This is a genomic window from Pseudomonas sp. GW531-T4, from assembly GCF_017349615.1.
In the GTDB taxonomy this organism is placed as follows: domain Bacteria; phylum Pseudomonadota; class Gammaproteobacteria; order Pseudomonadales; family Pseudomonadaceae; genus Aquipseudomonas; species Aquipseudomonas chlororaphis_I.
Genome location: NZ_JACMZT010000038.1, coordinates 42,946 through 68,458 on the forward strand (window position 1 = coordinate 42,946; position 25,513 = coordinate 68,458).

At 64.1% G+C, this 25,513-nt stretch carries 27 protein-coding genes; 6 read left to right on the plus strand and 21 right to left on the minus strand.

Translation table 11 applies throughout. The annotated features are described in order from the left end of the window. Positions 1–54 precede the first annotated feature (54 nt). The 11 genes from J4D28_RS24300 to J4D28_RS24350 all read right to left on the minus strand — a co-directional run bounded on the left by J4D28_RS24300 (position 55) and on the right by J4D28_RS24350 (position 11,864). Complete coding sequence (locus J4D28_RS24300; protein ID WP_028683859.1) at positions 55–681, minus strand: bifunctional 2-polyprenyl-6-hydroxyphenol methylase/3-demethylubiquinol 3-O-methyltransferase UbiG; 627 nt, start codon at positions 679–681, stop codon at positions 55–57. A gap of 194 nt (positions 682–875) precedes the next feature. Continuing rightward, positions 876–1,520 carry a methionine ABC transporter permease gene (locus J4D28_RS24305; protein ID WP_007925318.1) on the minus strand — a complete coding sequence of 215 codons (645 nt, stop codon included), beginning with the start codon at positions 1,518–1,520 and terminating at the stop codon, positions 876–878. Next, positions 1,510–2,658 carry a methionine ABC transporter ATP-binding protein gene (locus J4D28_RS24310; protein ID WP_028683858.1) on the minus strand — a complete coding sequence of 383 codons (1,149 nt, stop codon included), beginning with the start codon at positions 2,656–2,658 and terminating at the stop codon, positions 1,510–1,512. Before J4D28_RS24310 ends, J4D28_RS24305 begins: the two co-directional genes overlap by 11 nt. A 1-nt stretch (position 2,659) precedes the next feature. Further along, on the minus strand, positions 2,660–3,469 hold the full coding sequence (locus J4D28_RS24315; protein ID WP_028683857.1) for a MetQ/NlpA family ABC transporter substrate-binding protein: 810 nt from the start codon (positions 3,467–3,469) through the stop codon (positions 2,660–2,662). Between the two features lie 126 nt (positions 3,470–3,595). After that, positions 3,596–4,951: an LLM class flavin-dependent oxidoreductase gene (locus J4D28_RS24320; protein ID WP_038630361.1), complete on the minus strand. Its 1,356-nt coding sequence runs from the start codon at positions 4,949–4,951 to the stop codon at positions 3,596–3,598. Then, on the minus strand, positions 4,951–6,156 hold the full coding sequence (locus J4D28_RS24325) for an SfnB family sulfur acquisition oxidoreductase (RefSeq protein WP_028683855.1): 1,206 nt from the start codon (positions 6,154–6,156) through the stop codon (positions 4,951–4,953). Before J4D28_RS24325 ends, J4D28_RS24320 begins: the two co-directional genes overlap by 1 nt. A 23-nt stretch (positions 6,157–6,179) precedes the next feature. Next, positions 6,180–7,421 carry an SfnB family sulfur acquisition oxidoreductase gene (locus tag J4D28_RS24330; RefSeq protein WP_016702550.1) on the minus strand — a complete coding sequence of 414 codons (1,242 nt, stop codon included), beginning with the start codon at positions 7,419–7,421 and terminating at the stop codon, positions 6,180–6,182. 817 nt (positions 7,422–8,238) lie between these two features. After that, a complete protein-coding gene (gene tcyN, locus J4D28_RS24335; protein WP_009046438.1) occupies positions 8,239–9,000 on the minus strand; it encodes an L-cystine ABC transporter ATP-binding protein TcyN in 762 nt (253 codons plus the stop codon). Between the two features lie 4 nt (positions 9,001–9,004). Beyond that, complete coding sequence (gene tcyL / locus J4D28_RS24340) at positions 9,005–9,670, minus strand: cystine ABC transporter permease (protein WP_028683854.1); 666 nt, start codon at positions 9,668–9,670, stop codon at positions 9,005–9,007. Positions 9,671–9,720: 50 nt separating this feature from the next. Then, positions 9,721–10,518, minus strand: coding sequence for a cystine ABC transporter substrate-binding protein (gene tcyJ / locus J4D28_RS24345; RefSeq protein WP_103331258.1), 798 nt, complete (start codon positions 10,516–10,518; stop codon positions 9,721–9,723). Between the two features lie 350 nt (positions 10,519–10,868). Next, positions 10,869–11,864: a D-cysteine desulfhydrase gene (locus J4D28_RS24350; RefSeq protein WP_103331257.1), complete on the minus strand. Its 996-nt coding sequence runs from the start codon at positions 11,862–11,864 to the stop codon at positions 10,869–10,871. Positions 11,865–12,055: 191 nt separating this feature from the next. Between J4D28_RS24350 and epsC the strand changes: the two genes are divergently transcribed. Further along, the gene (epsC, locus tag J4D28_RS24355) at positions 12,056–12,982 is read left to right on the plus strand and encodes a serine O-acetyltransferase EpsC (protein WP_028683852.1); all 927 of its coding nucleotides are present in this window, start codon (positions 12,056–12,058) and stop codon (positions 12,980–12,982) included. 408 nt (positions 12,983–13,390) lie between these two features. Then, positions 13,391–15,355 (plus strand): choline transporter BetT, encoded by a 1,965-nt coding sequence (gene betT / locus J4D28_RS24360; RefSeq protein WP_177477890.1) that lies wholly within the window; start codon positions 13,391–13,393, stop codon positions 15,353–15,355. 40 nt (positions 15,356–15,395) lie between these two features. On the opposite strand, the gene J4D28_RS24365 is transcribed toward betT, so the two are convergent. The 5 genes from J4D28_RS24365 to J4D28_RS24385 all read right to left on the minus strand — a co-directional run bounded on the left by J4D28_RS24365 (position 15,396) and on the right by J4D28_RS24385 (position 18,476). Beyond that, the gene (locus J4D28_RS24365) at positions 15,396–15,653 is read right to left on the minus strand and encodes a hypothetical protein (RefSeq protein WP_103331255.1); all 258 of its coding nucleotides are present in this window, start codon (positions 15,651–15,653) and stop codon (positions 15,396–15,398) included. A 52-nt stretch (positions 15,654–15,705) separates the two neighbouring features. Next, the gene (locus tag J4D28_RS24370) at positions 15,706–16,194 is read right to left on the minus strand and encodes a DoxX family protein (protein WP_103331254.1); all 489 of its coding nucleotides are present in this window, start codon (positions 16,192–16,194) and stop codon (positions 15,706–15,708) included. Between the two features lie 73 nt (positions 16,195–16,267). Then, positions 16,268–17,164 carry an SDR family oxidoreductase gene (locus J4D28_RS24375; RefSeq protein ID WP_009046446.1) on the minus strand — a complete coding sequence of 299 codons (897 nt, stop codon included), beginning with the start codon at positions 17,162–17,164 and terminating at the stop codon, positions 16,268–16,270. Positions 17,165–17,192: 28 nt separating this feature from the next. After that, on the minus strand, positions 17,193–17,702 hold the full coding sequence (locus J4D28_RS24380) for a DUF1097 domain-containing protein (protein ID WP_009046447.1): 510 nt from the start codon (positions 17,700–17,702) through the stop codon (positions 17,193–17,195). A gap of 33 nt (positions 17,703–17,735) precedes the next feature. After that, positions 17,736–18,476 carry an SDR family oxidoreductase gene (locus tag J4D28_RS24385; protein WP_009046448.1) on the minus strand — a complete coding sequence of 247 codons (741 nt, stop codon included), beginning with the start codon at positions 18,474–18,476 and terminating at the stop codon, positions 17,736–17,738. A gap of 128 nt (positions 18,477–18,604) precedes the next feature. Between J4D28_RS24385 and J4D28_RS24390 the strand changes: the two genes are divergently transcribed. The 4 genes from J4D28_RS24390 to mgrA all read left to right on the plus strand — a co-directional run bounded on the left by J4D28_RS24390 (position 18,605) and on the right by mgrA (position 21,841). Continuing rightward, positions 18,605–19,495, plus strand: a complete 891-nt coding sequence (locus tag J4D28_RS24390; RefSeq protein WP_009046449.1) for a LysR family transcriptional regulator — start codon at positions 18,605–18,607, stop codon at positions 19,493–19,495. 124 nt (positions 19,496–19,619) lie between these two features. After that, complete coding sequence (locus J4D28_RS24395; protein ID WP_009041685.1) at positions 19,620–19,802, plus strand: type II toxin-antitoxin system HicA family toxin; 183 nt, start codon at positions 19,620–19,622, stop codon at positions 19,800–19,802. A 29-nt stretch (positions 19,803–19,831) separates the two neighbouring features. Next, the gene (locus tag J4D28_RS24400) at positions 19,832–20,233 is read left to right on the plus strand and encodes a type II toxin-antitoxin system HicB family antitoxin (RefSeq protein WP_009046450.1); all 402 of its coding nucleotides are present in this window, start codon (positions 19,832–19,834) and stop codon (positions 20,231–20,233) included. A 570-nt stretch (positions 20,234–20,803) separates the two neighbouring features. Then, complete coding sequence (gene mgrA / locus J4D28_RS24405; protein WP_016702559.1) at positions 20,804–21,841, plus strand: L-glyceraldehyde 3-phosphate reductase; 1,038 nt, start codon at positions 20,804–20,806, stop codon at positions 21,839–21,841. Positions 21,842–21,970: 129 nt separating this feature from the next. On the opposite strand, the gene J4D28_RS24410 is transcribed toward mgrA, so the two are convergent. The 5 genes from J4D28_RS24410 to tauB form a co-directional block, all read right to left on the minus strand. Beyond that, positions 21,971–22,399: a type II toxin-antitoxin system VapC family toxin gene (locus J4D28_RS24410; protein ID WP_009046452.1), complete on the minus strand. Its 429-nt coding sequence runs from the start codon at positions 22,397–22,399 to the stop codon at positions 21,971–21,973. Then, positions 22,396–22,641: a FitA-like ribbon-helix-helix domain-containing protein gene (locus J4D28_RS24415; protein ID WP_009046453.1), complete on the minus strand. Its 246-nt coding sequence runs from the start codon at positions 22,639–22,641 to the stop codon at positions 22,396–22,398. The genes J4D28_RS24410 and J4D28_RS24415 overlap by 4 nt, the downstream gene beginning before the upstream one ends. A 148-nt stretch (positions 22,642–22,789) precedes the next feature. Continuing rightward, positions 22,790–23,629, minus strand: a complete 840-nt coding sequence (gene tauD / locus J4D28_RS24420; RefSeq protein ID WP_009046454.1) for a taurine dioxygenase — start codon at positions 23,627–23,629, stop codon at positions 22,790–22,792. A gap of 235 nt (positions 23,630–23,864) precedes the next feature. Further along, on the minus strand, positions 23,865–24,704 hold the full coding sequence (gene tauC / locus J4D28_RS24425; protein ID WP_009046455.1) for a taurine ABC transporter permease TauC: 840 nt from the start codon (positions 24,702–24,704) through the stop codon (positions 23,865–23,867). After that, the gene (gene tauB / locus J4D28_RS24430; protein WP_028683844.1) at positions 24,701–25,495 is read right to left on the minus strand and encodes a taurine ABC transporter ATP-binding subunit; all 795 of its coding nucleotides are present in this window, start codon (positions 25,493–25,495) and stop codon (positions 24,701–24,703) included. Before tauB ends, tauC begins: the two co-directional genes overlap by 4 nt. Positions 25,496–25,513: the final 18 nt, after the last annotated feature.

Sequence of the window (25,513 nt, forward strand, 5' to 3'; positions counted from 1 at the left end):
AAAAAACTGTAGGAGCGAGCTTGCTCGCGAAAAAGGCCGATCAACGACGCAAGCTCAAACCTTGCGCCAAACACTCGCCAGCCACGGCTGCTGCTCGCGCGGCAGCCCGGCGGGCCGGTAGTAATGCTCCAGCTCGACAAACCCCGCCGCCGTCAGCAAGTGCTGCCACGCCGCCAGGTCGTGGTAGGCGCCATAACGCGCGCCGTTCCAGCCTTCCTGGTTGTCGCCGCGCGGGTTGGAGCTGAACAGCACGCCGCCGGGTTTCAGCGTGGCGTGCAGCTGGCGCAGCACCCGTGGCAGTTCCTGCGAGGGAATGTGGAACAGCACGGCGTTGGCGAAGATGCCGTCGAAGCGTTCGGCGGGCAGGTCGAGCTTGAGGAAGTCCTGCTGCCAGACCTCGCAGCCGCTGTCGTCGCGGGCCATCTGGGCAAAGCGCTCGGAGCCGTCGAGGCCGATGGCGATATGACCGAGGCGGGTGAAGGTCCGCAGGTCGCGCCCGGGGCCGCAGCCGAAGTCCAGCAGGGTGAAGGGCGCCGTGCCCTGGATATGCCGCAGCAGGGCGTCGATGTTCTGGCTGACATCGTGGTCGCGGGTGCCTTCGCGGAAGTCTTCGGCCACCTGGTTGTAGTGACCCAGGGTGGTGGAGGTGATCTGGTCGAGGTCGGTGGGGGCGAGTTTCATGGCGGGATTCGTTGGCTGGGGATATGAGGCTGAATATACCCCATGCCCACGGCCGAAACCGTCCTGTAGCCGCTGCCGAAGGCTGCGATCGGCTGCGAAGCGGCCGTGCTCTTGAGAGCGCCGAAGGTCCTGCGGACCTTATCGCAGCCTGCGGCAGCGGCTACAGGTTATTCGTCACAACGAAGGTGGCGTCCTCAACGCTTGTTGAGCACCCGTGCCAGGCGGTCGCCGCCGAGCTGGATCGCCGCGACGAGGATCACCAGCAGCACGATCACCGTGAGCATGATCTGGCTGTCGAAACGCTGGTAGCCATAGCGATAGGCAATGTCCCCCAGGCCGCCGGCGCCGATGGCCCCGGCCATGGCCGAGGAGTTGATCATGGTCACCAGGGTGATGGTGAAGCCGCCGACTATCCCTGGCAGCGCCTCCGGCAACAGCACATGCCAGACGATATGCCAGCGCCGGCAGCCCATGGCCTGGGCGGCTTCGATCAGACCGTGGTCGACCTCGCGCAGGCTGACCTCGGCGATTCGCGCGAAGAACGGCGTGGCGGCAATGGTCAGTGGCACCACCGCTGCCCAGACACCGTAGGTGGTGCCGACGATCAGCCGGGTGAAGGGGATCAGCGCCACCATCAGGATCAGGAACGGGATCGAGCGGAACAGGTTGACGAAGGCCCCCAGCACGCTGTTCAGCCTGGGCGCTTCGTAGATCCCGCCCTTGCCGCTGGTGACCAGGATCACCGCCAGCGGAATCCCCGCCAGCAAGGCGATCAGCGACGACACGCCGACCATCAGGAAGGTATCGATAACACCCTGGAGCAAGCGATCAAACCACATAACCCAGCACCTCTACCTGTTGTGTCCATTGCTTGTGCAAAAAGTGCTGCGCGCGCAGGCGTTGTTCCTCGGCGCCCAGGGACGAGCCGCTGACCGCCAGCAGCAATTGCCCCAGGGCATGCCCCTGGATCCGTTCCACGCCGCCGTGCAGCAGGCGCACGCGGCCGCCCAGGGTGCTGAACAGCGCGGCCAGGTCCGGCTCGTCGCTGGTCCTGCCGGTGAACTGCACGCGCAATACCACCGCCGCGTCCGAAGACTTCGGCTGGGCTTGCAGGCGGTTTTGCAGCTCTTCCGGCAAGCCGTGCTGCAAGGGCGCCAGCAGGGTTTTGCTGACCTCGTGCTGCGGGTTGCCGAACACTTCCCAGACCGGCCCCTGCTCGACGATATGCCCGTGCTCGAGCACCACCACGCGGTCGCAGATATCGCGGATCACCGCCATCTCGTGGGTGATCAGGATGATGGTCAGGCCCAGGCGCTGGTTGATCTGTTTGAGCAGGCCGAGGATCGACTGGGTGGTCTCCGGGTCCAGCGCCGAGGTGGCCTCGTCGCACAGCAGGATCGCCGGGTCGTGGACCAGCGCCCGGGCGATGCCCACCCGCTGTTTCTGCCCGCCCGAGAGTTGCGCCGGGTAGGCCTTGTGCTTGTCCTTCAGGCCCACCAGTTCCAGCAGTTCGCGGACCTTGCGCTCGCGCTGTTCCTTGGGCACGCCGGCCACCTTCAGCGGCAGCTCGACGTTCTGCCATACGGTCTTGGCCGACATCAGGTTGAAGTGCTGGAAGATCATGCCGATGCGCCGGCGCAGCTCCACCAGGCGGTCCTCGTCGAAGTCGCCGATGTCCACCTGATCGATCAGCACCCGGCCGCCCGACGGCTGTTCCAGGCGATTGATGGTGCGGATCAGCGACGACTTGCCGGCGCCGCTGCGGCCGATGATGCCGAACACTTCGCCGCGCTGGATCGCCAGGTCGATACCGTGCAGGGCCTGCACCGGGCCTTGCTGGCCCTGGTAGGTCTTGGTCAGGCCGATGAAGCGCACATGGGCGTGATTCAGATCTGGATGCAGTTCGGTCTGCTGCGCGTTTTGCGGCTGTTCGGGCGGCTGCCTGGAGGCCTTGTGCGGGAGATAGGCGACGCTCATCTCAACCTTCCCAGCCGGCTTGGTAGAGCTTGCCATGGGCTTTATCCAGGGCGGCGCGCACAGCCGGCGAATGCTGGTAGATGTCAACGAACTTGATCAGCCGCGGGTCGGTCTTGCTCTTGGGCTGGATCACGAACTGGATCACGTATTCCTTGTGGTCGAGGCCGTCGAACAGCAGCGCCGAACCGGCGTCGAAGGTCTTGGCCAGGCGGATATAGGCCGGGTAGCCCTGCACCAGGTCGGCGTCGTCATAGGCGCGTACCAGTTGCACGGCCTCGACCTGGAGGATCTTCAGCTTCTTCGGGTTGGCGACTATGTCGTCCTCGGTGGCCTTGTAGCCGACGCCCGGCTTGAGGCTGATCAGGTTGGCCTTGGCCAGCAACTGCAAGCCGCGACCGCTGTTGATCGGGTCGTTGGCGATGGCCACCGTGGCGCCTTCGGGCAGCTCGTCGAAGCTTTTGTATTTCTTCGAGTACAGGCCGACGTTGTTGATGATCCCCGGGGCGAACGGCACCAGGTCGAAACCGGCGGCGGCCTTGGCGTTTTCCAGGAACGGGATGTGCTGGAAGTAGTTCACGTCGATATCGCCGGCGGCCAGGCTGACGTTCGGCGCGATCCAGTCGCTGAACTCCACCAATTCGACTTTCAGGCCCTGTTTGCCGGCCTCTTCGACGGCGGCTTCCAGGGGAATGGCGAAGGCGGCGGTGGTGCCGACTTTCAGCGGCGCGTCGGCGGCGAATACCGCGCTGCTGAGCAGTCCGAGGGCGAGGGCCAGTGCTTTGACTGGGTGGCTGAGGAGCTTGGTTTTCATGGTCTTGGTTCCAGTCAGTGCATTGAAGTTTGGGGGTGTTTGGGCCGGCCTCATCGCGGGCAAGCCTCGCTCCTACAGAAGAGGAATGCGTATGCCTCTGTAGGAGCGAGGCTTGCCCGCGATGCTTTAGCGGCGGTAGTCCGCGCCAGTGTGTTGCTCCGGCAATTGCGCCTCGCGCTGGAACAGCTTTTCGCGCAGGGTGCCGTTGTCGTAGGCGGTCTTGTACGAGCCGCGGCGTTGCAGCTCGGGGATCACCAGGTCGATGAAGTCGACATAACTTTCCGGGGTGACGATGCGGGTCAGGTTGAAGCCGTCGAGGCCGGTTTCGGCGATCCAGGATTCGAGGTCGTCGGCCACCTGCTGCGGCGAGCCGACCACCGTGATGTAGCGCCCGCCCAGGGCGTGCTGGTCGAGCAGCTTGCGCCGGGTCCAGTCGTTGTTCTGCAGGTTCCGGGTGGCCGACTGGATGGCGTTGCTCTTCACGTACTGGATAGGTTCGTCGATCTCGTACTGGGAAAAGTCGATGGCGGTGGATGCCGAGAAGTGCGCCACCCCGGCCTCCGCGCTGGCATGGCTGCGGTACTCGGCGTGCTTCTTCCAGGCCAGTTCCTCGGTCTCGGCGACTATCACGTTGAGCCCCATGAACACCTTGATGTCCTCGGGGTTGCGCCCGGCCGCCACGGCGCTGGCGCGGACCTTGTCCACCTGGGCCTTGGTCGAGGGCTTGTTCTGCCCGCTGATGAACACGCACTCGGCGTGGCGCCCGGCGAACAGCAGGCCGCGATCCGAGCTGCCGGCCTGGAACAGCACCGGCGTGCGTTGTGGCGAGGGCTCGCACAGGTGATAGCCCTCGACCTGATAGAACTCGCCCTTGTGCTCGACCTTGTGCACCTTCTCCGGCCGGGCGTAGATCCGCTGTTCGCGGTCGTTGATCACCGCGTCGTTTTCCCAGCTGCCTTCCCAGAGCTTGTAGAGCACTTGCAGGTACTCGTCGGCCTGGTCGTAGCGTCGGTCATGCTCGGCCTGTTCGCTCAGGCCCATGGCCTTGGCGGCGCTGTCGAGGTAGCCGGTGACGATGTTCCAGCCGACCCGGCCACGGCTCAGGTGGTCCAGCGTGGACATGCGCCGGGCGAACAGATACGGCGGCTCGTAGGTGAGGTTGGCGGTGAGGCCGAAACCGAGGTTGCGGGTCACCGCGGCCATGGCCGAGACCAGCAGCAGCGGGTCGTTGACAGGCAGCTGGATCGACTCCTTGAGCGTCACGTCCACCGAGTTCTGGTAGACGTCGTAGACCCCGACGATGTCGGCGATGAACAGCCCGTCGAACAGCCCGCGCTCCAGCAGTTGCGCCAGTTCGGTCCAGTATTCGAGGGTTTTGTATTGGGTCGAGGTGTCCCGCGGGTGGGTCCACAGACCGTGGTTGATGTGCCCGATGCAGTTCATGTTGAAGGCATTGAGCAGGATCTTTTTCTTCGCGCCCATCAGATGGTCCCCCGCAGTGGCGGGTTCGTCTGGTTGAGGTAGTAGTTGCCCACCGCGTGGTATTTCCAGCGCACCGGGTCGTGCAGGGTGTGCACCCGGGCGTTGCGCCAGTGACGGTCCAGGCCATGTTCGGCCAGGGTCGCCTGGCTGCCGGCCAGTTCGAACAGGGTGCTGCCGGCGGCCAGGGAGATTTCGGTGCTGATGGCGCGAGCCTCGGCGACCGCTATGGAGGCGGCAGCCACGGTCTCGGCGTTGGGCTCGGCCTGGGCGGCGTCGAGGAACTCCCCGGAGCGCTCCAGCAGCGCCTCGGTGGCATGCAGGCGAATGCTCAGGTGGCCGAAGCTCTTGATCGTCAGCGGGTCTTCGGTGGCCTTGTCGTTGCCGGAATCGATCCACGGCCGGGTCTTGGTGCGCACGAAATGCAGGGCGTCTTCATAGGCGGCGCGGGCGATACCGGTGTCGATGGCGGCATGGAGAATCTGCGCCAGCGGGCCGACGGTGGTCGGGCGTTCGAAGGCGCTTTGAAAGGGAATCACGTCCTCGGCGGCGACGAACACCTCCTCGAACACCACCGAGCCGCTGCCGGTGGTGCGCTGGCCGAAGCCGCTCCAGTCGTCGATCACGTTCAGGCCCTGGCTGTCCGCCGGGACGAAGGCCAATTGCTGCACACCATTTTCATCCACCACCGAAGTGGGGATGCGCTGGGCGTAGATGGCGCCGGTGGAGTAGAACTTGCGACCGTTGATGCGATAGCCGTCGCGTCCTTGCTGCACGTCACGGGTCAGGCGAGTGGTGCGGTCGTGGGCGGTCTTGGTGCCCAGCTCGGCCAGGGCATTACCGAAGCGCTGGCCGGCCAGGACCTCGGCGTACAGGCGTTTTTTCTGCGCCGCGCTGCCGTTCACCCGCAGCACTTCGAGGGCGTAGAAATGGTTCTGCGGGATCTGCCCCAGGGAACCGTCAGCCTGGGCGATCAGCGCGATGACCTTGGCCAGGGTGACGTTGGACACGCCGGCGCCGCCGTATTCCCTGGGCACGCTGATGCCCCACAGGCCGGAGCGGGAAAAGGCTTCGAGTTCGGGGTGGGGCAGGCGGCGTTCGCGGTCGCGCAGGGCGCTGTCGCGCTTGAAATCTTCGGCCAGGTCGCTGGCGACGATCAGGGCTTGCTCATCGCTGGTTATGACCGCGACGTGTTGAGAAAGAGTCATGTGTTTCTCCAGAGGTCTGGTCGTTAAATCCAGGAATGGCGAGCCGGCAACGTGCCGTTCAGGTGGTAGGTGCCGACGGCGTGGTATTTCCAGCGCACCGGATCGTGCAGGGTGTGGACCCGGGCGTTGCGCCAGTGCCGGTCGAGGTTGAATTCGGCGAGGGTGGCGCGGCTGCCGGCCAGCTCGAAGAGCTTTTCGCTGGCCAGCAGCGAGATCTCGGTGGTCAGCACCTTGGCTTCGGCCACGGCGATCGAGGCGCGGGCGGCGGACTCGGCGCTGATCGGCGCGGCATTGACCTGGTCCAGCACCTGGCCGGCCTTGCGCAGCAGGGCCTCGGCGGCGTGCAGTTCGATTTTCAGCTTGCCGATGTCGGCGATTACATAGAGGTCGTCGCTGGCCCGTTCGACGTTGGCGTCGACCCACGGCCGCGAGCGTTCCCGCACGAAGCTGATGGCGTCGTCGATGGCCGCGCGGGCGATGCCGGCGTCGATCGCTGCCTGGATCAGCTGCGAGACTGCGCCCTGGATGTTCGGCGATTCGTTGATCCGCCAGTTGTCCACCACCAGGTCGGCATCGACCCGCACGTTGTTGAGCAAAATGGTGCCGCTGGCGGTGGTGCGCTGGCCGAAGCCCGACCAGTCGTCGACGATGCGCAGCCCCGGCGTGCCGCGCCGGACGAAGGCCAACACCTGCTTGCCGTCGTCGTTCAGCGCCTTGACCGCCACCCAGTGGGCGAACAGGGCGCCGGTGGAATAGAACTTCTGGCCATTGAGCAGATAACCGTCGCCGTCGGCGGTGATCCGCGCCTTGAGTTCCAGGGTGTTTTTGGTCCCGCGTTCCGGGCCGGCGTTACCGATGCGCCAGCCTTCCAGCACGCTCTGGAACAGCTGCTTTTTCTGCCGTTCGGTGGCGCTGCCGAGGATCAGGTTGAGAATGCCGAACTGGTTCTGCGGGATCTGTCCCAGGGCCGGGTCGGCCGCGGAAATGATCGCGAAGACTTCCGCCAGGGTGACGAAGGAAACCTGCGGGCCGCCGTATTCACGGGGGATGGCAATACTGCCCAGGCCACTGCGGGTGAAGTGTTCGATTTCCGCCCATGGCAGCTTGCGCTGCTGGTCGCGTCGGGCCGCCTGCTGGCGGGCGACGGTGGCCAGTTCATGGGCGGCTTGAAGGGCTTCTGCGTCGTTCAGCAGAACCCGTGCGGGCAACAACAGGGGGGCGACATCCAGATCGCTCTGGACATTTGCATCGGCCAGATTGGACATCAGTGCCACTCCTTGGCTGCACGCAATGCCCTGGCGATCTGCACTGGGGTGATTGTGTTCCGGACCATACCTACCTCACATCTTTGGAAGTGCCGCGCCGTGGCGGCGAAATCGGGTTCAAGAATGTCCGGTGGTCCGGTGCATATACCCTATGCGCGTATAAAAATTAAATAAACTAACTTTTAGGAATATGTATAGAAGGGGTTTACGTATACGGCAGGCAAGGGCTGCGAGGAGTAACGGGGGATGGATCCAGGGCTCCTGTAGCCGCTGGCGTAGCCTGCGATCGGCGGCGCAGCCGTCGTAAACCGGGGCATACGGTTTTCCGGGCGGAATGCAGTGGTGGGCCTGGCGGCCGCTGCGTCGGAATGCCGCCCAGACCGTTCGCAGCCTCGCGTTGCTCGGCAGCGGCTACAGGGGAACGTGGCTTCTATAGCCACTGGCGCAGACTGCGAATGGCTTCGAAGACGATGGAGTTTGTGGTTCCGTCGGAAGGCCCTGCGGGCCTTGTCGCAGCCTCGCGTTGCTCGACAGCGGCTACAGGGGAACGTGGCTTCTATAGCCACTGGCGCAGACTGCGAATGGCTTCGAAGACGATGGAGTTTGTGGTTCCGTCGGAAGGCCCTGCGGGCCTTGTCGCAGCCTCGCGTTGCTCGGCAGCGGCTACAGGGGAACACGGTTTCTGTAGCCGCTGGCGCAGCCTGCGCTCGGCGGCGCAGCCGTCGTAAAACCGGGGCATGGGATTTGTCGGGCGGAACGCGGTGATGGGGTTGCGCCCGCTGCCCAGCCCTTGGCGGGCTCGGCAGCGAGGCACAGGTCAGGCCTGGGGATGGCCCGCGGTGAGGAACTTGCTGAGGAATTGCCGGGTGCGTTCTTCCTTGGGATTGGCGAACAGCGCCTTGGCTTCGCCCTGTTCGACGATCACGCCCTTGTCGAAGAAGATCACCCGGTTGGCCACGTCGCGGGCGAAGCCCATTTCGTGGGTGACGATGACCATGGTGCGTTTCTCCTCGGCCAGGCCGCGGATGGTCGCCAGCACTTCGCCCACCAGCTCCGGGTCGAGGGCCGAGGTCGGTTCGTCGAACAGGATCACTTCCGGCTCCATCGCCAGCGCCCGGGCAATCGCCACGCGCTGTTGCTGGCCACCGGAGAGGCGCCGCGGGTAGGCGTCTTCCTTGCCCGCCAGGCCGACCTTGGCCAGCAGCCCGCGACCCAGGGCCAGCGCCTGTTCGCGGGGCGTCTTCTTCACCACCAGCGGCCCTTCGATGACGTTTTCCAGCGCGGTGCGATGGGGGAACAGGTTGAAGTTCTGGAACACGAAACCCACCTGCTGGCGCAGTTGCCGCACCAGGCCCTGCTGCTGGGTCAACGGCCGGCTGCCATCGATTTCGATGTTGCCGACCTTGATCCGGCCGCTGGTAGGTTCTTCGAGAAAATTCAGGCAGCGCAAAAAGGTGGTCTTGCCCGAGCCGCTGGGGCCGATGATGGCGACCACCTCGCCTTCCGCCACCGTCAGGTCGATGCCATTGAGGACGGTCTGACCCTTGAACTGCTTCGTCAGTTTTTCAACCACAATCATGGGTTCAGGACTCCTGGTCGTGCCGATTGACCCGCTCTTCCAGTCGGTTCTGCAGGTGCGCCAGCACGCTGGCCAGAACCCAGTAGATCAGCGCGGCGGCAAGATACATGGTGAAGACTTCGAAGGTCCGGGCGGTGATCAGCTGCGCCTGGCGGAACAGTTCCGGGACCTGGATGGTGGCGGCCAGGGCGGTGTCCTTGACCAGCGAGATAAAGCTGTTGCCCAGGGGCGGCAGGGCCGTGCGCATGGCTTGCGGCAGGATCGCCCGGCGCAGGGTCTGGGCCCGGGTCATGCCGATGCTGGCCGCCGCTTCCCACTGCCCGCGCTCGATGGAGCCGATGGCCGCGCGCAGGATCTCGCAGGCATAGGCCGCCATGTTCAACGAGAAGCCGATCAGCGCCGCCGGCAGCGGGTCAAGCTCGATACCCAGCTGCGGCAAGCCGTAATAGATCACGAACAGTTGCACCAGCAACGGCGTGCCGCGAAAGAACGACACATAGACGCGGGCGATCCAGCTCAGCAGCTTGAAGCGCGACAGGCGCATCAGCGCCAGGGCGAACCCCAGCGCCAATCCGAAGAACATACCGCCGAGGCTGAGGATGATCGTGAAATACGCGCCCTGGAGCAGGAAGGGCGCGGAGTTCAGCAACAGCTGGGTGGTTTCGGCGATTTGCTGGCTCAACTGCGGGAAATACAGTTCGAACTGAAAACCTGCTTCCATTATTGAGTGACGTCAGCGTTGAAGTATTTTTCCGAGAGCTTTTTCAGCGTGCCGTCGGCGCGCAGTTCCTCGATTGCCTTGTTCACCGCGGCCAGCAGTTCGGGTTCGCCTTTGCGCAGGGCCACGCCGGCTTCCTGGCGGGAGAAGGGTTCGCCGGAAACGGCCAGGGTGTCGTTGGTTTTCTTGATCAGTTCGAAGGCGGCCAGGCGGTCCACCAGGATCGCATCGATACGGCCTACGCGCAGGTCCTGGTACTTGGTCGGATCATCGTCGTAGGTCTTGATGATGGCTTTGGGTACGTTGTCCTTGAGCCATTGTTCGTAGTTGGTGCCCAGGCCGACACCGACTTTGTGCCCGGCCAGGTCGGCGGCGGTCTTGAACTTGCCTTCGTTCTTCTTCTGGGTCAGGGCCTGGATGCCGGAAACGGTGTAGGGGGTGGAGAAGTCGTATTTCTTCTTGCGCTCATCCGAGATGGTTACCTGGTTGATCACCGCGTCCAGGCGCTTGGACTCCAGGGCGGCGAGGATACCGTCCCATTTGGTCGGCTGCAGTTTGACCTTCACGCCCAGCTTCTGCGCCAGGGCTTCGGAGAACTCCACTTCGAAGCCGGCCAGCTTGCCGCTTTCGTCGACGTAGCTGAACGGTGGATAAGTGCCTTCCAGGCCGACGTTGATGGTGCCGGCGTCCTTGATCTTTTGCAGTTGCTCACCGGCAACCGCTTGCCCCAGCAAGCCGGCACTCAGTACCAGACCCAGCGAGCCAACGAGGATATTTCGACGTAGTGCGGAAAAAATCATGACAAGCCCCTGTGTTTTCTTATGAAGATGCGGTTGGGAAATGCAGGTCAATCGGTGAGCGGGAACGAGCGCCTTATCCTGCACTAAATGCAGCGTATGCGTCTCGCGGCAAATTCGCCTGCGGCGCGACTATAAGTGGCTGCTTATAGATGTAAAAATAATATAAATTCACATTGTTATTCTTTTCGTAAATATAAAGTGCTCGGTCCCTGTAGCCGCTGCCGCAGGCTGCGATCGGCTGCGTAGCAGGCGCAAATCCGGCGAACGCGTCTCTTCCGATACGCCGCATATGCAGGTTTACGACGACTGCGCCGCCGAGCGCAGGCTGCGCCAGCGGCTACAGGCATTTGTCAGGCAAACGATCCGGCATAAGCGAACAGCGCCGGTGCGCCGCCGGTGTGCAGGAAGATGATCGGGCCGTTGTCGAAGCGCTGGCGGCCGATGCCGTCGAGCAGGCCGGCCATGGCCTTGCCGGTGTAGACCGGGTCCAGCAGCAGGCCTTCCTGGCTCGCCAGCAGCTTCACCGCGGCCAGGGTGCCGGCGTTCGGTTCGCCATAACGCGGGGCGAAATACTCGTCCCACAGCTCCACCTTGAAACTGTCCGGCAGCGCCACTCCGAGCAATTCGGCGGTGCGTTCGGCCAGGCCCTGGACCTTCGGCCGCTGTGCTTCGTCGGTGCGCGACACGGTGACGCCGATCACCGGCAACTGCGGCAGCACTTCGCTCAAGGCCAGGGCCAGGCCGCTGTGGGTGCCGGCGCTGCCCGAGGCCAGGACCACGGCGGCGAAGTCGAGCCCGGTGTTGTTGATCTGCTCCGCCAGCTCCAGGCCGGCACGCACGTAACCCAGCGCGCCCAAGGCGTTGGAGCCACCAATCGGCACCAGGTACGGCTGCTTGCCGCTGCTGCGCAGGCGCTCGGCCAGGGCCTGCAACTGCTCGTCGGCGTTGTCCAGGTTGTCCACCAGCTCGACCTTGGCGTCGAACAGGTCGAGCAGCAGGCGGTTGCCGTTGCCCAGGTAATTGCCGTCGTCGGTGCCGATGGGGTTTTCCAGCAGGGCGACGCAACCCAGGCCCAGCTTGGCAGCCAGGGCCGCGGTCTGGCGCACGTGGTTGGACTGGATGGCGCCGGCGGTAATCAGGGTGTCCGCGCCCTGGGCCAGGGCATCGGCGGCCAGGTATTCGAGTTTGCGCAGCTTGTTGCCGCCCATGGCCAGCGGCGTGGTGTCGTCGCGCTTGACGTAGACATCGCGGCCGAGCCAGGTGGACAGGCGTTCGAGTTTTTCCAGGGCGGTAGCACCGCCCAGCAGGTCGAGACGGTTAAAACGGTCGAGCTGTTGTTTGATCATGAGGCCGCACGGGTTGTCAGAGGTGTCAGGGACTATAGGCAGCGATATTTGCCGGGGCAACCGTCAATCGCTTATGCCAAAAGGTGATTAGGCCAGCACAATTAGTTCTTAATTTGGCCTGGGGCGCATACCGTAAAGTGGCGTCGTTTACGCGGCCAGACAGTCCGGCCGCCTGAGTGAGGAGTCCTATCGTGAGCGAGCGTTCCAGCCATTGGCAATTGCAGACCATCGTCGGTCAACTGCGTGATGCCCGCGACCAGTGGCGTACCCGCAACGGGCGGGTCAGTGGTGAGCAGGGCGGTCGGGAACTGCCGTCGCGCGCGGCCATGGCCGAGATTCTCGAGGCGCTGTGCGGCGCCCTGTTCCCGATGCGCCTGGGCCCGGTGGACCTGCGCGAGGAAAGCGAAGATTTCTACGTCGGCCATACCCTGGACGCGGCCCTCAATGCGCTGCTCGCCCAGGCTCGCCTGGAGCTGCGTTACGCCGCGCGCCAGAGCGGCGAGTCGGACGACGACGTCAACGCCAGGGCCATCCGTATCATCCAGGACTTCGCCCTGGCCCTGCCGGGCCTGCGGGTGCTGCTCGATACCGACGTGCTGGCCGCCTACCACGGCGACCCGGCGGCGCGCAGCGTCGATGAAGTGCTGTTGTGCTACCCCGGCATCCTGGCGGTGATCCACCATCGCCTGGCTCACCATCTGTATCGCGCCGGCCTGCCGCTGCTGGCGCGGATCAGCGCGGAAATCGCCCACTCGGCCACCGGCATCGACATTCACCCGGGCGCGCAGATCGGCCGCAGTTTCTTCATCGACCACGGCACCGGTGTGGTGATCGGCGAAACCGCGATCATCGGCGAGCGCGTGCGCATCTACCAGGCCGTGACCCTGGGCGCCAAACGCTTCCCGGCGGACGAGGACGGCCAGTTGCAGAAGGGCCATCCGCGCCACCCGATCGTCGAGGACGACGTGGTGATCTACGCCGGCGCGACCATCCTCGGGCGCATCACCATCGGCAAGGGCTCGACCATCGGCGGCAATGTCTGGCTGACCCGCAGCGTGCCGGCCGGGTGCAACCTGACCCAGGCCAACCTGCAGCATGACGATGGGTCGCAGAAGTAAGAGTCTTCTGCGCCTGTTGGATTTTTCGCGGGCAAGCCTCGCTCCTACAGAAGAGGAATGTGTTCATCTGTAGGAGCGGCCGGTCGACGCTCGATTGCCCGCGATGCTTTTCAGTGGCTCACATGCCTGATGGCCATTCGCTTATTTAGCGCTGAACGATTCCCTCCGCGACACATCAGACCTTTCCTAAAACCTGCGAAATCAGGCGACCGCCGAGCCCGGCGATTAGTCCTTGCGCGCCTATCCGTGTTTAACTTGAACGCTTGTTCAAGTTAAACCGGCAGCTCGCTGCCCGCTCACAACAGGAGGCTTACCTTTGCTGAGTCCGATCTTTTCAGCCGCGTTTTACCCCCTCGAGGTGCACGTTTCATGAGTGCATCGTCCATTCCCGCCAGCGGCCTGATCCGCATGAATCCGCCGGTGTTCTACTTCGCCGCGAGCTTTATCCTGGCCTTCGGCCTGGTGGTCATTGCCCTGCCGGAACAAGCCGGCGCCTGGTTGCTGGCCGCGCAAAACTGGGCGGCCAATACGGTCGGCTGGTACTACATGCTGGCCATGACCCTGTACCTGGTCTTCGTGGTGGTCACCGCCTTGTCCGGCTACGGCAAGATCAAGCTGGGTGCCGACCACGACGAACCCGAATTCAGTTACCTGTCCTGGGCCGGCATGCTGTTCGCCGCCGGGATCAGCATCACGCTGTTTTTCTTCTGCGTCTCGGAACCTTTGACCCACATGCTGCAACCGCCCCAGGGCGAGGCCGGGACCGCGGACGCGGCGCGCCAGGCGATGCAGATTCTCTTCCTGCACTGGGGCCTGCACGGCTGGGGCGTGTTCGCCTTCGTCGGCATGGCCCTGGCGTATTTCGCCTACCGGCATAACCTGCCGCTGGCCCTGCGTTCGGCGCTGTACCCGCTGATCGGCAAGCGCATCAACGGCCCCATCGGCTACGCGGTGGATGGCTTCGGCATCATCGCCACGGTGTTCGGCCTCGGCGCCGACATGGGCTTTGGCGTGCTGCACCTCAACTCCGGCCTGGACTACTTGTTCGGCATCGCCCACACCCAGTGGGTCCAGGTGGGCCTGATCACCCTGATGATGGGCGCGGCGATCATCGTTGCGGTTTCCGGGGTCGACAAGGGCGTGCGGGTGATGTCCGACATCAACATGCTGCTGGCCTGCGCGCTGCTGTTGTTCGTGTTGTTCGCCGGCCCCACCCAGCACCTGCTCAACACCCTGATCCAGAACCTCGGCGATTACCTCGGCGCCTTGCCGATGAAGAGTTTCGACCTCTACGCCTATGACGAGCCGAGCGACTGGCTGGGCGGCTGGACGGTCTTCTACTGGGCCTGGTGGATCGCATGGTCGCCGTTCGTGGGCCTGTTCATCGCGCGGATTTCCCGTGGCCGGACCATTCGCGAATTCGTGTTCGGTGTGCTGCTGATCCCCCTGGGCTTTACCCTGGCCTGGATGTCGATCTTCGGTAACAGCGCCATCGACCAGGTGCTCAACCACGGCATGAGCGCGTTGGGCCTGTCGGCCATCGAGAACCCGTCGATGACGCTTTATCTGCTGCTGGAAACCTACCCCTGGAGCAAGACCGTCATCGCCGTGACGGTGTTCATCAGTTTCGTGTTCTTCGTCACCTCGGCCGACTCCGGCACCGTGGTGCTCTCGACCCTGTCGGCCAAGGGCGGTAACGCCGACGAAGACGGGCCGAAATGGCTGCGGGTGTTCTGGGGCGCGATGACCGCGCTGGTCACCAGCGCGCTGCTGTTCGCCGGCAGCATCGACTCGCTGAAGTCGGCGGTGGTGCTGACCTCGCTGCCGTTCTCGATGATCCTGCTGCTGATGATGTGGGGGCTGCACAAGGCCTTCTACCTCGAATCGCAGAAGCAGATCGCCCAGCTGCATTCGCTGGCGCCGGTGTCGTCAACCTCGCGTCGCGGCAAGGGCGGCTGGCGCCAGCGCCTGAGCCAGGCGGTGCATTTCCCGTCGCGCGACGAGGTGTATCGCTTCCTCGACCAGACGGTGCGTCCGGCCATCGAAGAAGTGACCGCGGTGTTCGTCGAGAAAGGCCTGAACGTGATCACCCAGCCGGACCCGGCCAACGACAACGTCAGCCTGGAAATCGGCCATGGCGACCAGCATCCGTTCATCTATCAGGTGCAGATGCGCGGCTACTTCACCCCGTCCTTCGCCCGTGGCGGCATGGGGCCCAAGGAGATGCGCAACCGGCGTTACTACCGGGCCGAGGTGCACCTGGCCGAGGGTAGCCAGGACTACGACCTGATGGGCTACACCAAGGAGCAGATCATCAACGACATCCTCGACCAGTACGAACGGCATATGCAGTTCCTGCATCTGGTGCGTTGATCGGTGGCGGTGGCGTTTGTGCCACCGCCATCGCGGGCCCTCAGGCCGGGCTCAATACCGTGAACAGCACCAGCGCCGCCACCGGCACGCCGAATACCACACTGCCGACCGCCAGCTCCGTACTCAGCGACTGGCCGGCGTGGACCATCCCCACCGCACCGTTGATCACCGTCAGCGCCAGCCACAGCACGACGAAGCTGTAGGCCAGGGTCTGGCGGCCGAGGCCGATCTTTTCGCCGATAAACAGCATCAGCACCAGGAGAACCAGGCCGAAGGAGGTGATGATCGCGGTGTGCATGATGAAGTCCTCGCGGGCGGGATTCGGGGTTGGCCTAAAGGGCGATGGCGATTCAAAGCTCCCGACCTAGAGTGTGGTCGAGGGAGTGGCGTCCTGCTCCGCGAAACAGAATGTAGAACGACAAAAACGCCAGCAGCACCGGGTATTCCATGCCTCGGTCGATCCATGGCCAGGTGGGGCCGAGCAGGCCGGCGATGGTCAGCATCTGCACGCCCATCATGGCGGCGAGCAGGCGCGTCCCCAGGCCGAGGGCCAGGAGCAATCCGCCGACGCCTTCCAGGAGCGCCACGAACAGCGCGATCAACGCCGGCGCCGGCAAATGCAGGACGTTCTGGATCAGGTTGATCGAGGCCGCCATCGGGTCGGCCATCGAGCCATGGGCCTGGCCCAGCAATTTCGGCAGGCCGTGGCTGATCATGATCACGCCATAACAGACCCGCAGCAGCGCATAGGCCAGGGGCTCGCCAATGCGATACAGCGGGGCGAGGGCGGGGATCAGCAGGGTGTTGGACGAAGCGGGCGAGTTGATGGTCGGGCGCATGGGTGTCTCCGCGGATAAGCCATAGGAAATCAGCGATGGCCCGAGGAATGCCCGGACCAGCAATGCCGTTGTTTCAGCGAACGGCGGGCTTGAGCAGGTCTTCCAGGCCGATGCGGCGGAACATCTCGGCGCGCACCCGATCGGCCATGGCGTTGACGATTTCGGCACCGTCCTGGGACGGGTCGATATGTCGGCGCAACGGTCGGGTGCCGAAGGGCAGGCCGACGACCTCGACGATGGCCCTGGCCACCTCGGCGACATCGGCATCAGCCGGTTCCAGGGCGGCCAGGCCGTTGAGCGCCTGTTCCGGCACGCCGGCATAGGGCCCCTGGTTGTATTCGGCGGCACGGGCCTGGTCGGCCGGTACACCGGAGTGCGCGAAGTGGTTGGTGCCCTGGGTGAAGGCGCCCGGCACGATGATCGAGGTCTCCACACCCCAGCGCGCCAGCTCCCCGGCATAGGACACCGCCAGGGAGTCCATCGCCGCCTTGGCCGCGAAGTACGGCGCCAGGTAGGGCGGGGTGCCGCCGCGGGCGCTGCTGGAGGACACCCACACCACCAGTCCCCGGCCTTGTTTGCGCAGTTGCGGCAGGGCCGCGCGGTTGACCCGCTGGGTGCTCAGTACGTTGATGTCGTAGAGCTGGGCGAACTGCTCGGGGGGGAAGGCTTCGGCGGGGCCGAAGGCCATGTGCCCGGCGTTGTGGATGACGACGTCCAGCCGGCCGCAGTCGGCAACTATTTGCGCGACACCGGCCTCGACCGAGGCGCTGGAGGCGACGTCCAGTTCGACGCTGCGCAAATCGACCCGATGCTCGTCGGCGTAGCGCCGCACCTCGGCCACCTGTGGCGCATTGCGGCCCAGGGTTTCACGCATGCTGGCGTAGACGATGTGGCCGGCGTCGGCCAGGGCGCGAGCGGTCAGGGCGCCAAAACCACTGGAGGCGCCGGTAATCAGGATGACGGATTGCATGGCATTGATCTCTTCAGGGAAGGTGGTTTCAGGCCTGGCGGGGCAGGCGTTGCTGGGCGGCGTGGGACAGCCAGCCGGCGCAGGTGCCGAGGGCTCCGGCGCCGCCCAGTTCGGCGAAGCTTTCCAGGGAGGGTTCCAGGTGGGCGGCGAACCAGGCGATCAGGCCGAGGAAGTAGGCGACTATGTTGTTCATCACTCGCAGGCTGCGCAGCGACACGACGAGCATCGCCACCGCGAACACCACCAGCGGCAGGGCCCAGGGGCCGAGGCTCGGGCTCAACGCGCCGATGCTCAGCGCCGCGCCCATGCCGATGGCGAGGCCCATCAGCACGCAGCCCAGGTTGACCAGGCCGTCGCGCAGGGTCAGGCCGCGGCTGAAGAACGCCACCCAGCCAACGAACATGGCCCAGACCGGCAGGCTCAGCAGCAGGCTGGAGCCTGCCGCCAGTGCGGCGGTAGCGGCGGCCACCGCGGTGAACAGGGTGAACATCAGTTTCGTCTGCCTGCTACGGGCGGATGTCGGGGTGGAGTGATTCATCAGCGTGGCTCCTTCGACCATGGGTGAGGCTACTCAGACGAGCCCGCCGTTGGCGCGCAGGATCTGCCCGTTGACCCAGGCGGCTGCCGGGCTGACCAGGAAGGCGATGACGTTGGCGATGTCTTCCGGCTGGCCGAGGCGCTCCAGGGGCGGCATCTTGGCGAAGTTCTGGATCTGCTCTTCGCTCTTGCCGTGCAGGAACAGTTCGGTGGCCACCGGGCCGGGGGCGACCGCGTTGACGGTGATGTCGCGACCGCGCAGTTCCTTGGCGAACACCTGGGTCAGGGACTCCACCGCCGCCTTGCTGGCGATGTACACCGCGTAGCCCGGCAGGTTGAGGCCGACGGTGCTGCTGGAGAAGTTGACGATGCGTCCGCCGGCGTTCAGGCGGCTGGCGGCTTCGCGCAGGGTGTTGAAGGTGCCGCGGGTGTTGATGGCGAAGGTCTGTTCGAACAGCTCGTCGCTGTGTTGCGCCAGTGGCAGGACCTTGAGGATGCCAGCGTTGTTGATCAGCACGTCGACCTTGCCCAGTTGGATTTCGGTCTCGTCGAACAAGCGGCGCACATCATCGGCATTGGCCACGTTGGCCTTGACCGCTATGGCCCGGTGGCCGGCCTGGCGCAGTTCCACCACCAGGGCCGAGGCTTCGGTGGCGCTGCTGGCGTAGTTGATGGCGACAGCAAAACCTTCGCTGGCCAGTTGCTTGGCGATGACCGCGCCGATGCCGCGGGAGGCGCCGGTCACGATGGCAACTTTCGAAGTCTGGGTAGTCATGGCGAATTTCCTTCTGGGAACGGTTGGGTGTGAAAGCAGGTTCACATGGTTGTCCAGAGTGATAAATGCGCCAGAGTTGGCTTGACTGTTCAATAATCGCCAACAATCAGCCGCCCTGGGAGCCAGTCATGGATCAAGTCAAAGCGATGAAAGTGTTCGTGCGGATCTACGAACGCAGCAGTTTCACCCTGGCCGCCGATGACCTGAACCTGCCGCGCGCCACCCTGACCCATACCCTCAATCAGTTCGAAGCCTGGCTCGGCACCCGCCTGCTGGAGCGCAGCACCCGCCGCGTGCGCCCGACCCTCGACGGCGAGGCCTATTACCTGCGCTGCATACAGTTGCTGGCGGAACTGGAAGAGGCCGAGCTGGCGTTTCGCACGGTGGCGCCGAAAGGGCGCTTGCGGGTCGACCTGCATGGCACGTTGGCCAAGTACTTCGTGATTCCGGCCTTGCCCGAATTCATGGCGCGCTATCCGGAGATCGAGCTGTCCGTCAGCGAGGCCGATCGTTTTGTCGACCTCATCGCCGAAGGCGTGGACTGCGTGCTGCGCGCCGGCACTTTGGGGGACTCGTCGCTGATCGGCCGGCGCGTGGCCAGCCTGCAGCAGATCACCTGTGCCAGTCCGGCGTACCTGCGCAAATACGGTGAGCCGAAGAGCCTCGACGAGCTGTCGCGGCACCGGGCGGTGAACTATGTCTCGCGCACCACCGCCAAGCTGTTTCCTTTCGAATTCATGGTCGATGGCGAACTACGGGAAGTCGCCATCGAGGGCGCACTGTCGGTGTTCGGCGCCGAGATCTACGCCGCCTCGGCCGTGGCCGGGCTGGGCATCATCCAGTGCCCGCGCTATCGCATGGCGCAGCAGATTTCCCAGGGGCTGGTGCAGGAAATCCTCACCGACACGCCGCCACCGCCCATGCCGGTTTCCGTGCTGTACCCGCACAACCGCCAGATGTCGCCACGGGTGCGGGTGTTCGTCGACTGGCTGGCGGAGGTTTTCGCCAGGGCAGTTTGAGCGGTGCCAGGGAGACGCCGGTCATCGCCGCTTTCTGTATTGATTATCTGAATGTGTATAGTGTGTATTGTTCGCCTTCGGCTGGGTATTGTGGTTTTTCGGGACGTATCGAAAGGACACGGCAATGCGCAGTCGGGAACTGATCAGGATGATCGAGGAGGACGGGTGGTATCTGATCGCGGTCAAAGGCAGTCATCACCAATACAAGCATCTGCACAAGCCGGGGCGGGTCACTATCCCTCACCCGGATGCGGATCTGCCCAGGGGCACGATCCACAGCATCTTGAAACAGGCGGGCCTGAAATGAGGCCGGCCTTGAACGAAGAGGTCAACGAGATGAAATTCCCGGTCGTGCTGCACAAGGATGCCGACTCCGGATATGGAGTGATCGTCCCCGATGTGCCGGGCTGTTTTTCCGCCGGTCATACCGCTGCGCAAGCCTTCGAGAATGTGAAAGAGGCCCTGTCGCTGCATTATGAAGGCCTGGTCGCCGATGGTGAGCCGCTGCCCCAGGTGCATGAGGTCGACGTGCATATCGACAATCCCGATTACGCCGGTGGCGTGTGGGGCGTGATCGAGTTCGACATCACGCCTTACTTCGGCAAGGCGGTGCGTTTCAATGCGACGTTGCCGGAGCAACTGTTGGAGCGCATCGACCAGACGGTGAAGCGCGACCAGCGCTACCGTTCGCGCTCGGGCTTTCTCGCGGCAGCGGCATTGCGCGAACTCTCCGCCTAGGCATTGCCCGTCCCCATGGTCCTCATGGGGGCATGCCTGGCCTATGCCCCTCGGCAATTTTCCTGTACCGCCCAGGCTTGGGAACCTTCGGTTCGGCCCGGCAGAGCGGTGTTTTACCGTCTATAAACAACTGATACAGCGCCTTGTTCGAGGCCGTATTCCTGGTTTTTCCAGGCAGCACCGGCAGCGACAGGGCCCTGTGTTTCCAGGGTTTCCCCCCGTATTCCCACCTTCAGCCAGCGTTGCCATTAACCGGGAATTTGTTTCGATTGAGACTACCTCTGAGCGACGATTTCGTACTGTGCTACGTGGTACGTAATAAAATATTCTAGTCGTCATATTTTTCATTCGGTTTTTTCTGGTCATTCCTCCTCGGCAGCAGGTTCTGTCCGTCAGCAGGCGCCGGATCGTTTCAGTCATTCACCGATCTGAAGTGGCCGCGATCTCGCCTGGGCGTATGCTGGGCAACTTTCAGGCGTTCCGCTGATTCAGATGTTGCGAGGGCAACTTGCCCTGCACCAATGTGCATGTGCTTAAACCTGGGTGTTCAGGATCAATAGAGAGGGTTCGATGACTTACCTTGCTGCCGAAAACCGCTACGACTCCATCCCCTACCGCCGCGTCGGACGCAGTGGCCTGGTGCTGCCGGCGCTGTCCCTGGGCCTGTGGCACAACTTCGGCGACAGCACGCCGATCGACACCCAGCGTTCGTTGCTGCGCACCGCCTTCGACCTGGGCATCAACCACTTCGACCTAGCCAACAACTACGGCCCGCCCTATGGCAGTGCCGAGATCAATTTCGGTCGCCTGCTACGGGAAGACTTCAAGCCGTATCGCGACGAGCTGATCATCTCCAGCAAGGCCGGCTGGGATATGTGGCCCGGTCCCTACGGCCAGGGCGGCGGCTCGCGCAAGTACGTGCTGGCCAGCCTCGACCAGAGCCTGCAGCGCCTGGGCCTCGACTATGTGGATATCTTCTATTCCCACCGCTTCGACCCGGACACTCCGCTGGAAGAAACCGCCAGCGCCCTGGCCACCGCGGTGCAGCAGGGCAAGGCGCTGTACATCGGCATCTCGTCCTATTCCGGGGTGAAAACCCGCGAGATCGCGGCCCTGCTCAAGGAGTGGAAAGTGCCGCTGCTGATCCACCAGCCGGCCTATAACCTGCTCAACCGCTGGGTGGAAAAAGACCTGCTGGACACCACCGACGAACTCGGCGCCGGGGTGATCGCCTTCACACCGTTGGCCCAGGGCCTGCTGACCGACAAATACCTCAATGGCATTCCCGAGGACGCACGGGTCAATCGCCCGGGCGGTGGTTCGCTGCAAGCCGCGCACCTGTCCGAAGCCAACCTTGCTCATGTGCGCGCCCTCAACGAAATCGCCAAGCGTCGCGGCCAGAGCCTGGCGCAACTGGCTCTGGCCTGGACCCTGCGCGACCCAAGGGTGACCTCGGCCCTGATCGGCGCCAGCCGGCCGGAGCAGATCGTCGAGAATGTCGGTGCATTGCAGAACCTGAGCTTCAGTGCGGAAGAACTGGCGGAGATCGATCGTTTCGCCCGGGAAGGCGGGATCAATCTGTGGGAGAAGCCTTCAACCGCCGAATAGAGCCAGCCGTCATGTTGTGAGGCTGTCGCGGCTTCTGTAGGAGTCAGGCTTGCCGGCGATCGAGGCGGTGAGTGGTGTCAGGCATACCGCTATCGCGAGCAAGCTTCGCTCCTACAGGCCTGCGGCGGTTCAGACCTCGAGCGGCAGCCAGGGGTTGATAACGATCAGCCCGGTGTCGGTGAAATCCTTGGTGTTACGAGTGGCGATCGCGGCGTCGTGGACCCGGCATATCGCTGCAATTTGCGCATCCACCAGATTGATCGGCTGGCCTGATCTTTCGCGATGCGAGACCAGATGCGCGTAGTAAAGAGCCGCTTGGGTTCCGAAGGGCACGATGCGGTCGATGAAGTCTTCCTCGAACATGGCCAGCGCCGATGCATGCAGCGTCTGTTTGCGCTTGCCGTGGGGCAGGCGCGCGATACCGTGGAGAATCTCGGCCATGGTCATGGCGCTGATGTAGAGGTCTTCGACGGGTTGCGCTTCGATCCACAGCAATACCGCCGTATCCGGTTGAGGGCGCATCAGTTCTGACAACACATTTGTGTCGAGTACTATCATTCGCCCAGGTCCACCAAGCGTGCCGGTTCGGTACGTTCAGGCAGCTCCAGCTCTACTCCGCCGGTCTCGGCAAAGCGTGCCCTGATACGGCTGCCCAGGCCTTGGCTGTCAGCTGTCCTGCTCAATGCGCGGCGCAAAATCAATCGGGCTTCTTCTTCCATGGAATGACCATTGTGAGCGGCCTCGATGCGCAGGCGTTCTTTGATGTGGTCGTCCAGATTACGGATCGTAAGGCTGGCCATGGGCTCCTCCGAATGAAATCAATGAAATCAATGAAATCATTGATAGCATAACGGCGAGTCATTGGAGGAGGGCAACCGCTGGTCGTTTGGGTTCGCCTCGATCACTGGCAAGCACTACTGAAGCCGTGAGCTTGCTGATGATCATGGTTTATCGAAAAAATGGCACATCCCCAAGAATCGTCGCGCGGTGCATCACGCGGCGTTGCGGGCGGTAGTCGTCGACGGCGTAGTGCTGGGTCACGCGGTTGTCCCAGAAGGCCACGTCGTGGGTCTGCCAGCGCCAGCGGATGGTGAATTCCGGGCGGGTGGCGTGGGCGAACAGCAGTTTCAGGATGACTTCGCTTTCGCTGTCCGACAGCTCGTTGATCCTGGTCGTGAAACCTTCGTTGACGAACAGCGACTTGCGTCCGCTGACCGGGTGGGTGCGGATCACCGGGTGCGACAGCGGCGGGTTTTTCCGCTTGGCTTCTTCCCAGCGCGCCAGGTCCTCCGGGGTATTGCCGAAGCGTTCCAGGGGGAATGACTTGATGAACTCGTGAGTCGCGGTCAGGCCCTGCAGCAGGTTCTTCATCGGCTCCGAGAGCGCCTCATAGGCCGCGATGCCGCTGGCCCACAGGGTGTCGCCGCCGTAGGCCGGCAACAGCTTGGCACTGAGCACCGCGCCCAGGGCCGGGGTCGGCAGGAAGGTCACGTCGGTGTGCCAGATGGCGTTGTCGCGCACGTCGATTTGCGCGGTGTCGAGGATCAGCACTTCCGGCTGTTCCGGCACGTTGGGGTAGATCGGATGGATGTGCAGGTCGCCAAAGTTCGCCGCGAAGCGCGCCTGCTGCTGCGGGTCGATCGGCTGGTCACGGAAGAACAGCACCTGATGCTGCAGCAGTGCCTGCTCGATGGCATCGCGCTGTTCGCTGGCCAGTGGCTGGCTGATGTCGACGCCACTGATCTGGGCGCCCAGGGCGGAGCTTAAAGGGGTGATGGTCAGGCTCATGTCGTTCTCGAATGGAGCGCCGAATTGCCGGCGTGGTCAGTTCTGTCTGTAAGAAGTCTTGCCCGCTACCCCTGTAGTCGCTGCCGAGCTTTGGCGAGGCTGCGATCGAACGCAAAGCGCTCGCAAAACCTGGCGCCGCGGTATTCCAGATACAACGCGTCAGGCGGGTTGCGCCTCTGCGCAGGCGATCGCAGCCTCGCCGGGGCTCGGCAGCGGCTACAGGGTTACCGAGGTTTCAATGGGCCTGGCCATGCCAGGGCACCAGCTTGCGCTGCAGGGCGCGCAGGCCCATTTCCATGGCGAAGGCGATCAGGGCGATGACCAGGATCCCCAGCACCACCACATCGGTGACCAGGAACTGCGCCGCGGACTGCACCATGAACCCCAGGCCACTGGTGGCGGCGATCAGTTCGGCGGCGACCAGGGTCGACCAGCCCACCCCAAGGCCGATGCGCACGCCGGTGAGGATGTCCGGCAGGGCGCTGGGCAGGATCACATGGCGAATCAGCTGGGCCCGGGTCGCACCCAGGGACTGCGCGGCGCGCAGCCGGGTCGGGTCCACGGTGCGCACGCCGGTGGCGGTGGCGATAGCGATCGGGGCGAAAATTGCCAGGTAGATCAGCAGCACCTTGGACAGCTCGCCGATGCCGCACCAGATGACGATCAGCGGCAGGTAGGCCAGGGGTGGAATCGGCCGGTAGAACTCGATCAGCGGGTCCAGCACGCCACGGGCGATGCGGTTATGGCCGATGGCGATGCCCACCGGGATCGCGGTCAGTACGGCAAAACCCAGGGCCAGGCCGATGCGTCCGAGACTCGCGCCCAGGTGCTGCCACAGGGTGGAATCCATATAGCCGCTGGTCACCAGCAGCCAGCCCTTTTGCAGCACGGCGGAAGGTGGCGGCAGGAACAGCGGTTCGATCAGGCCGCTGGCCGTCACCGCCCACCACAGGGCGAGCAGCACCACCAGGGTCAGCACGCTGATCCAGCGGGTGCTCAGGCTGCGGCGCAGGGGCGCGGCAGTGTGCGGGGTAGCGGCTTTGGTCGTGGTGGCCGGGAGGTCGTAGCTGTTCATGCGCGCTCCTGCCGCAAGACGGCACTGCGTTGGGAGAACACCCGGGCCAGCACGTGTTCGCGGGTTTCGATAAAACGCGGGTCGGACTTGATTGCCCGGGCCGATTCGCCGGCTGCATAACGCTGGCCGAAATCCAGGCTCAGGCGCTCGACGATCTGCCCCGGGTTGGGCGCCAGCAGGATCAGGTCGGTGGCGAGGAACACCGCTTCCTCGATGTCGTGGGTAATCAGGAACACCGGCTTGGCGGTGCGTTGCCAGACTTGCAGCAACAGCTCCTGCATCTGTTCGCGGGTGAAGGCATCGAGGGCGCCGAAGGGCTCGTCCATCAGCAGCACCCGCGGGTCAGCGGCCAGGGCGCGGGCCAGGCCCACGCGCTGGCGTTGTCCGCCGGAGAGCTGCCAGATGCGCCGCTTGTCGAAGCCGGCCAGGTCCACCAGCGCCAACATTTCCCGGGCGCGGGCTTCACGTTGGTCGCGGGCGGTGCCGGCCAGTTCGAGGCCGAAGCCGACGTTGGCCAGTACGTCCTGCCAGGGCAGCAGGGCATCATCCTGGAACACCACGCCGCGTTCGGCGCTCGGGCCGGCAACCGGCACGCCGTCCAGGGTGATGCGCCCGGCGCTGGGTTCGACGAAGCCGGCGATCAGGTTCAACAGTGAAGTCTTGCCACTGCCGGATGGGCCGAGGGCGACCAGCAACTGCTGTGGCCCGAGCGTCAGGGAAATATCCGCCAGCACCGGTTCGGCGGCGCCGGGGTACTGTGCGCTGATGCGCTCCAGTTGTAGCAAAGCCATGACGGCGCGCTCCTTGTT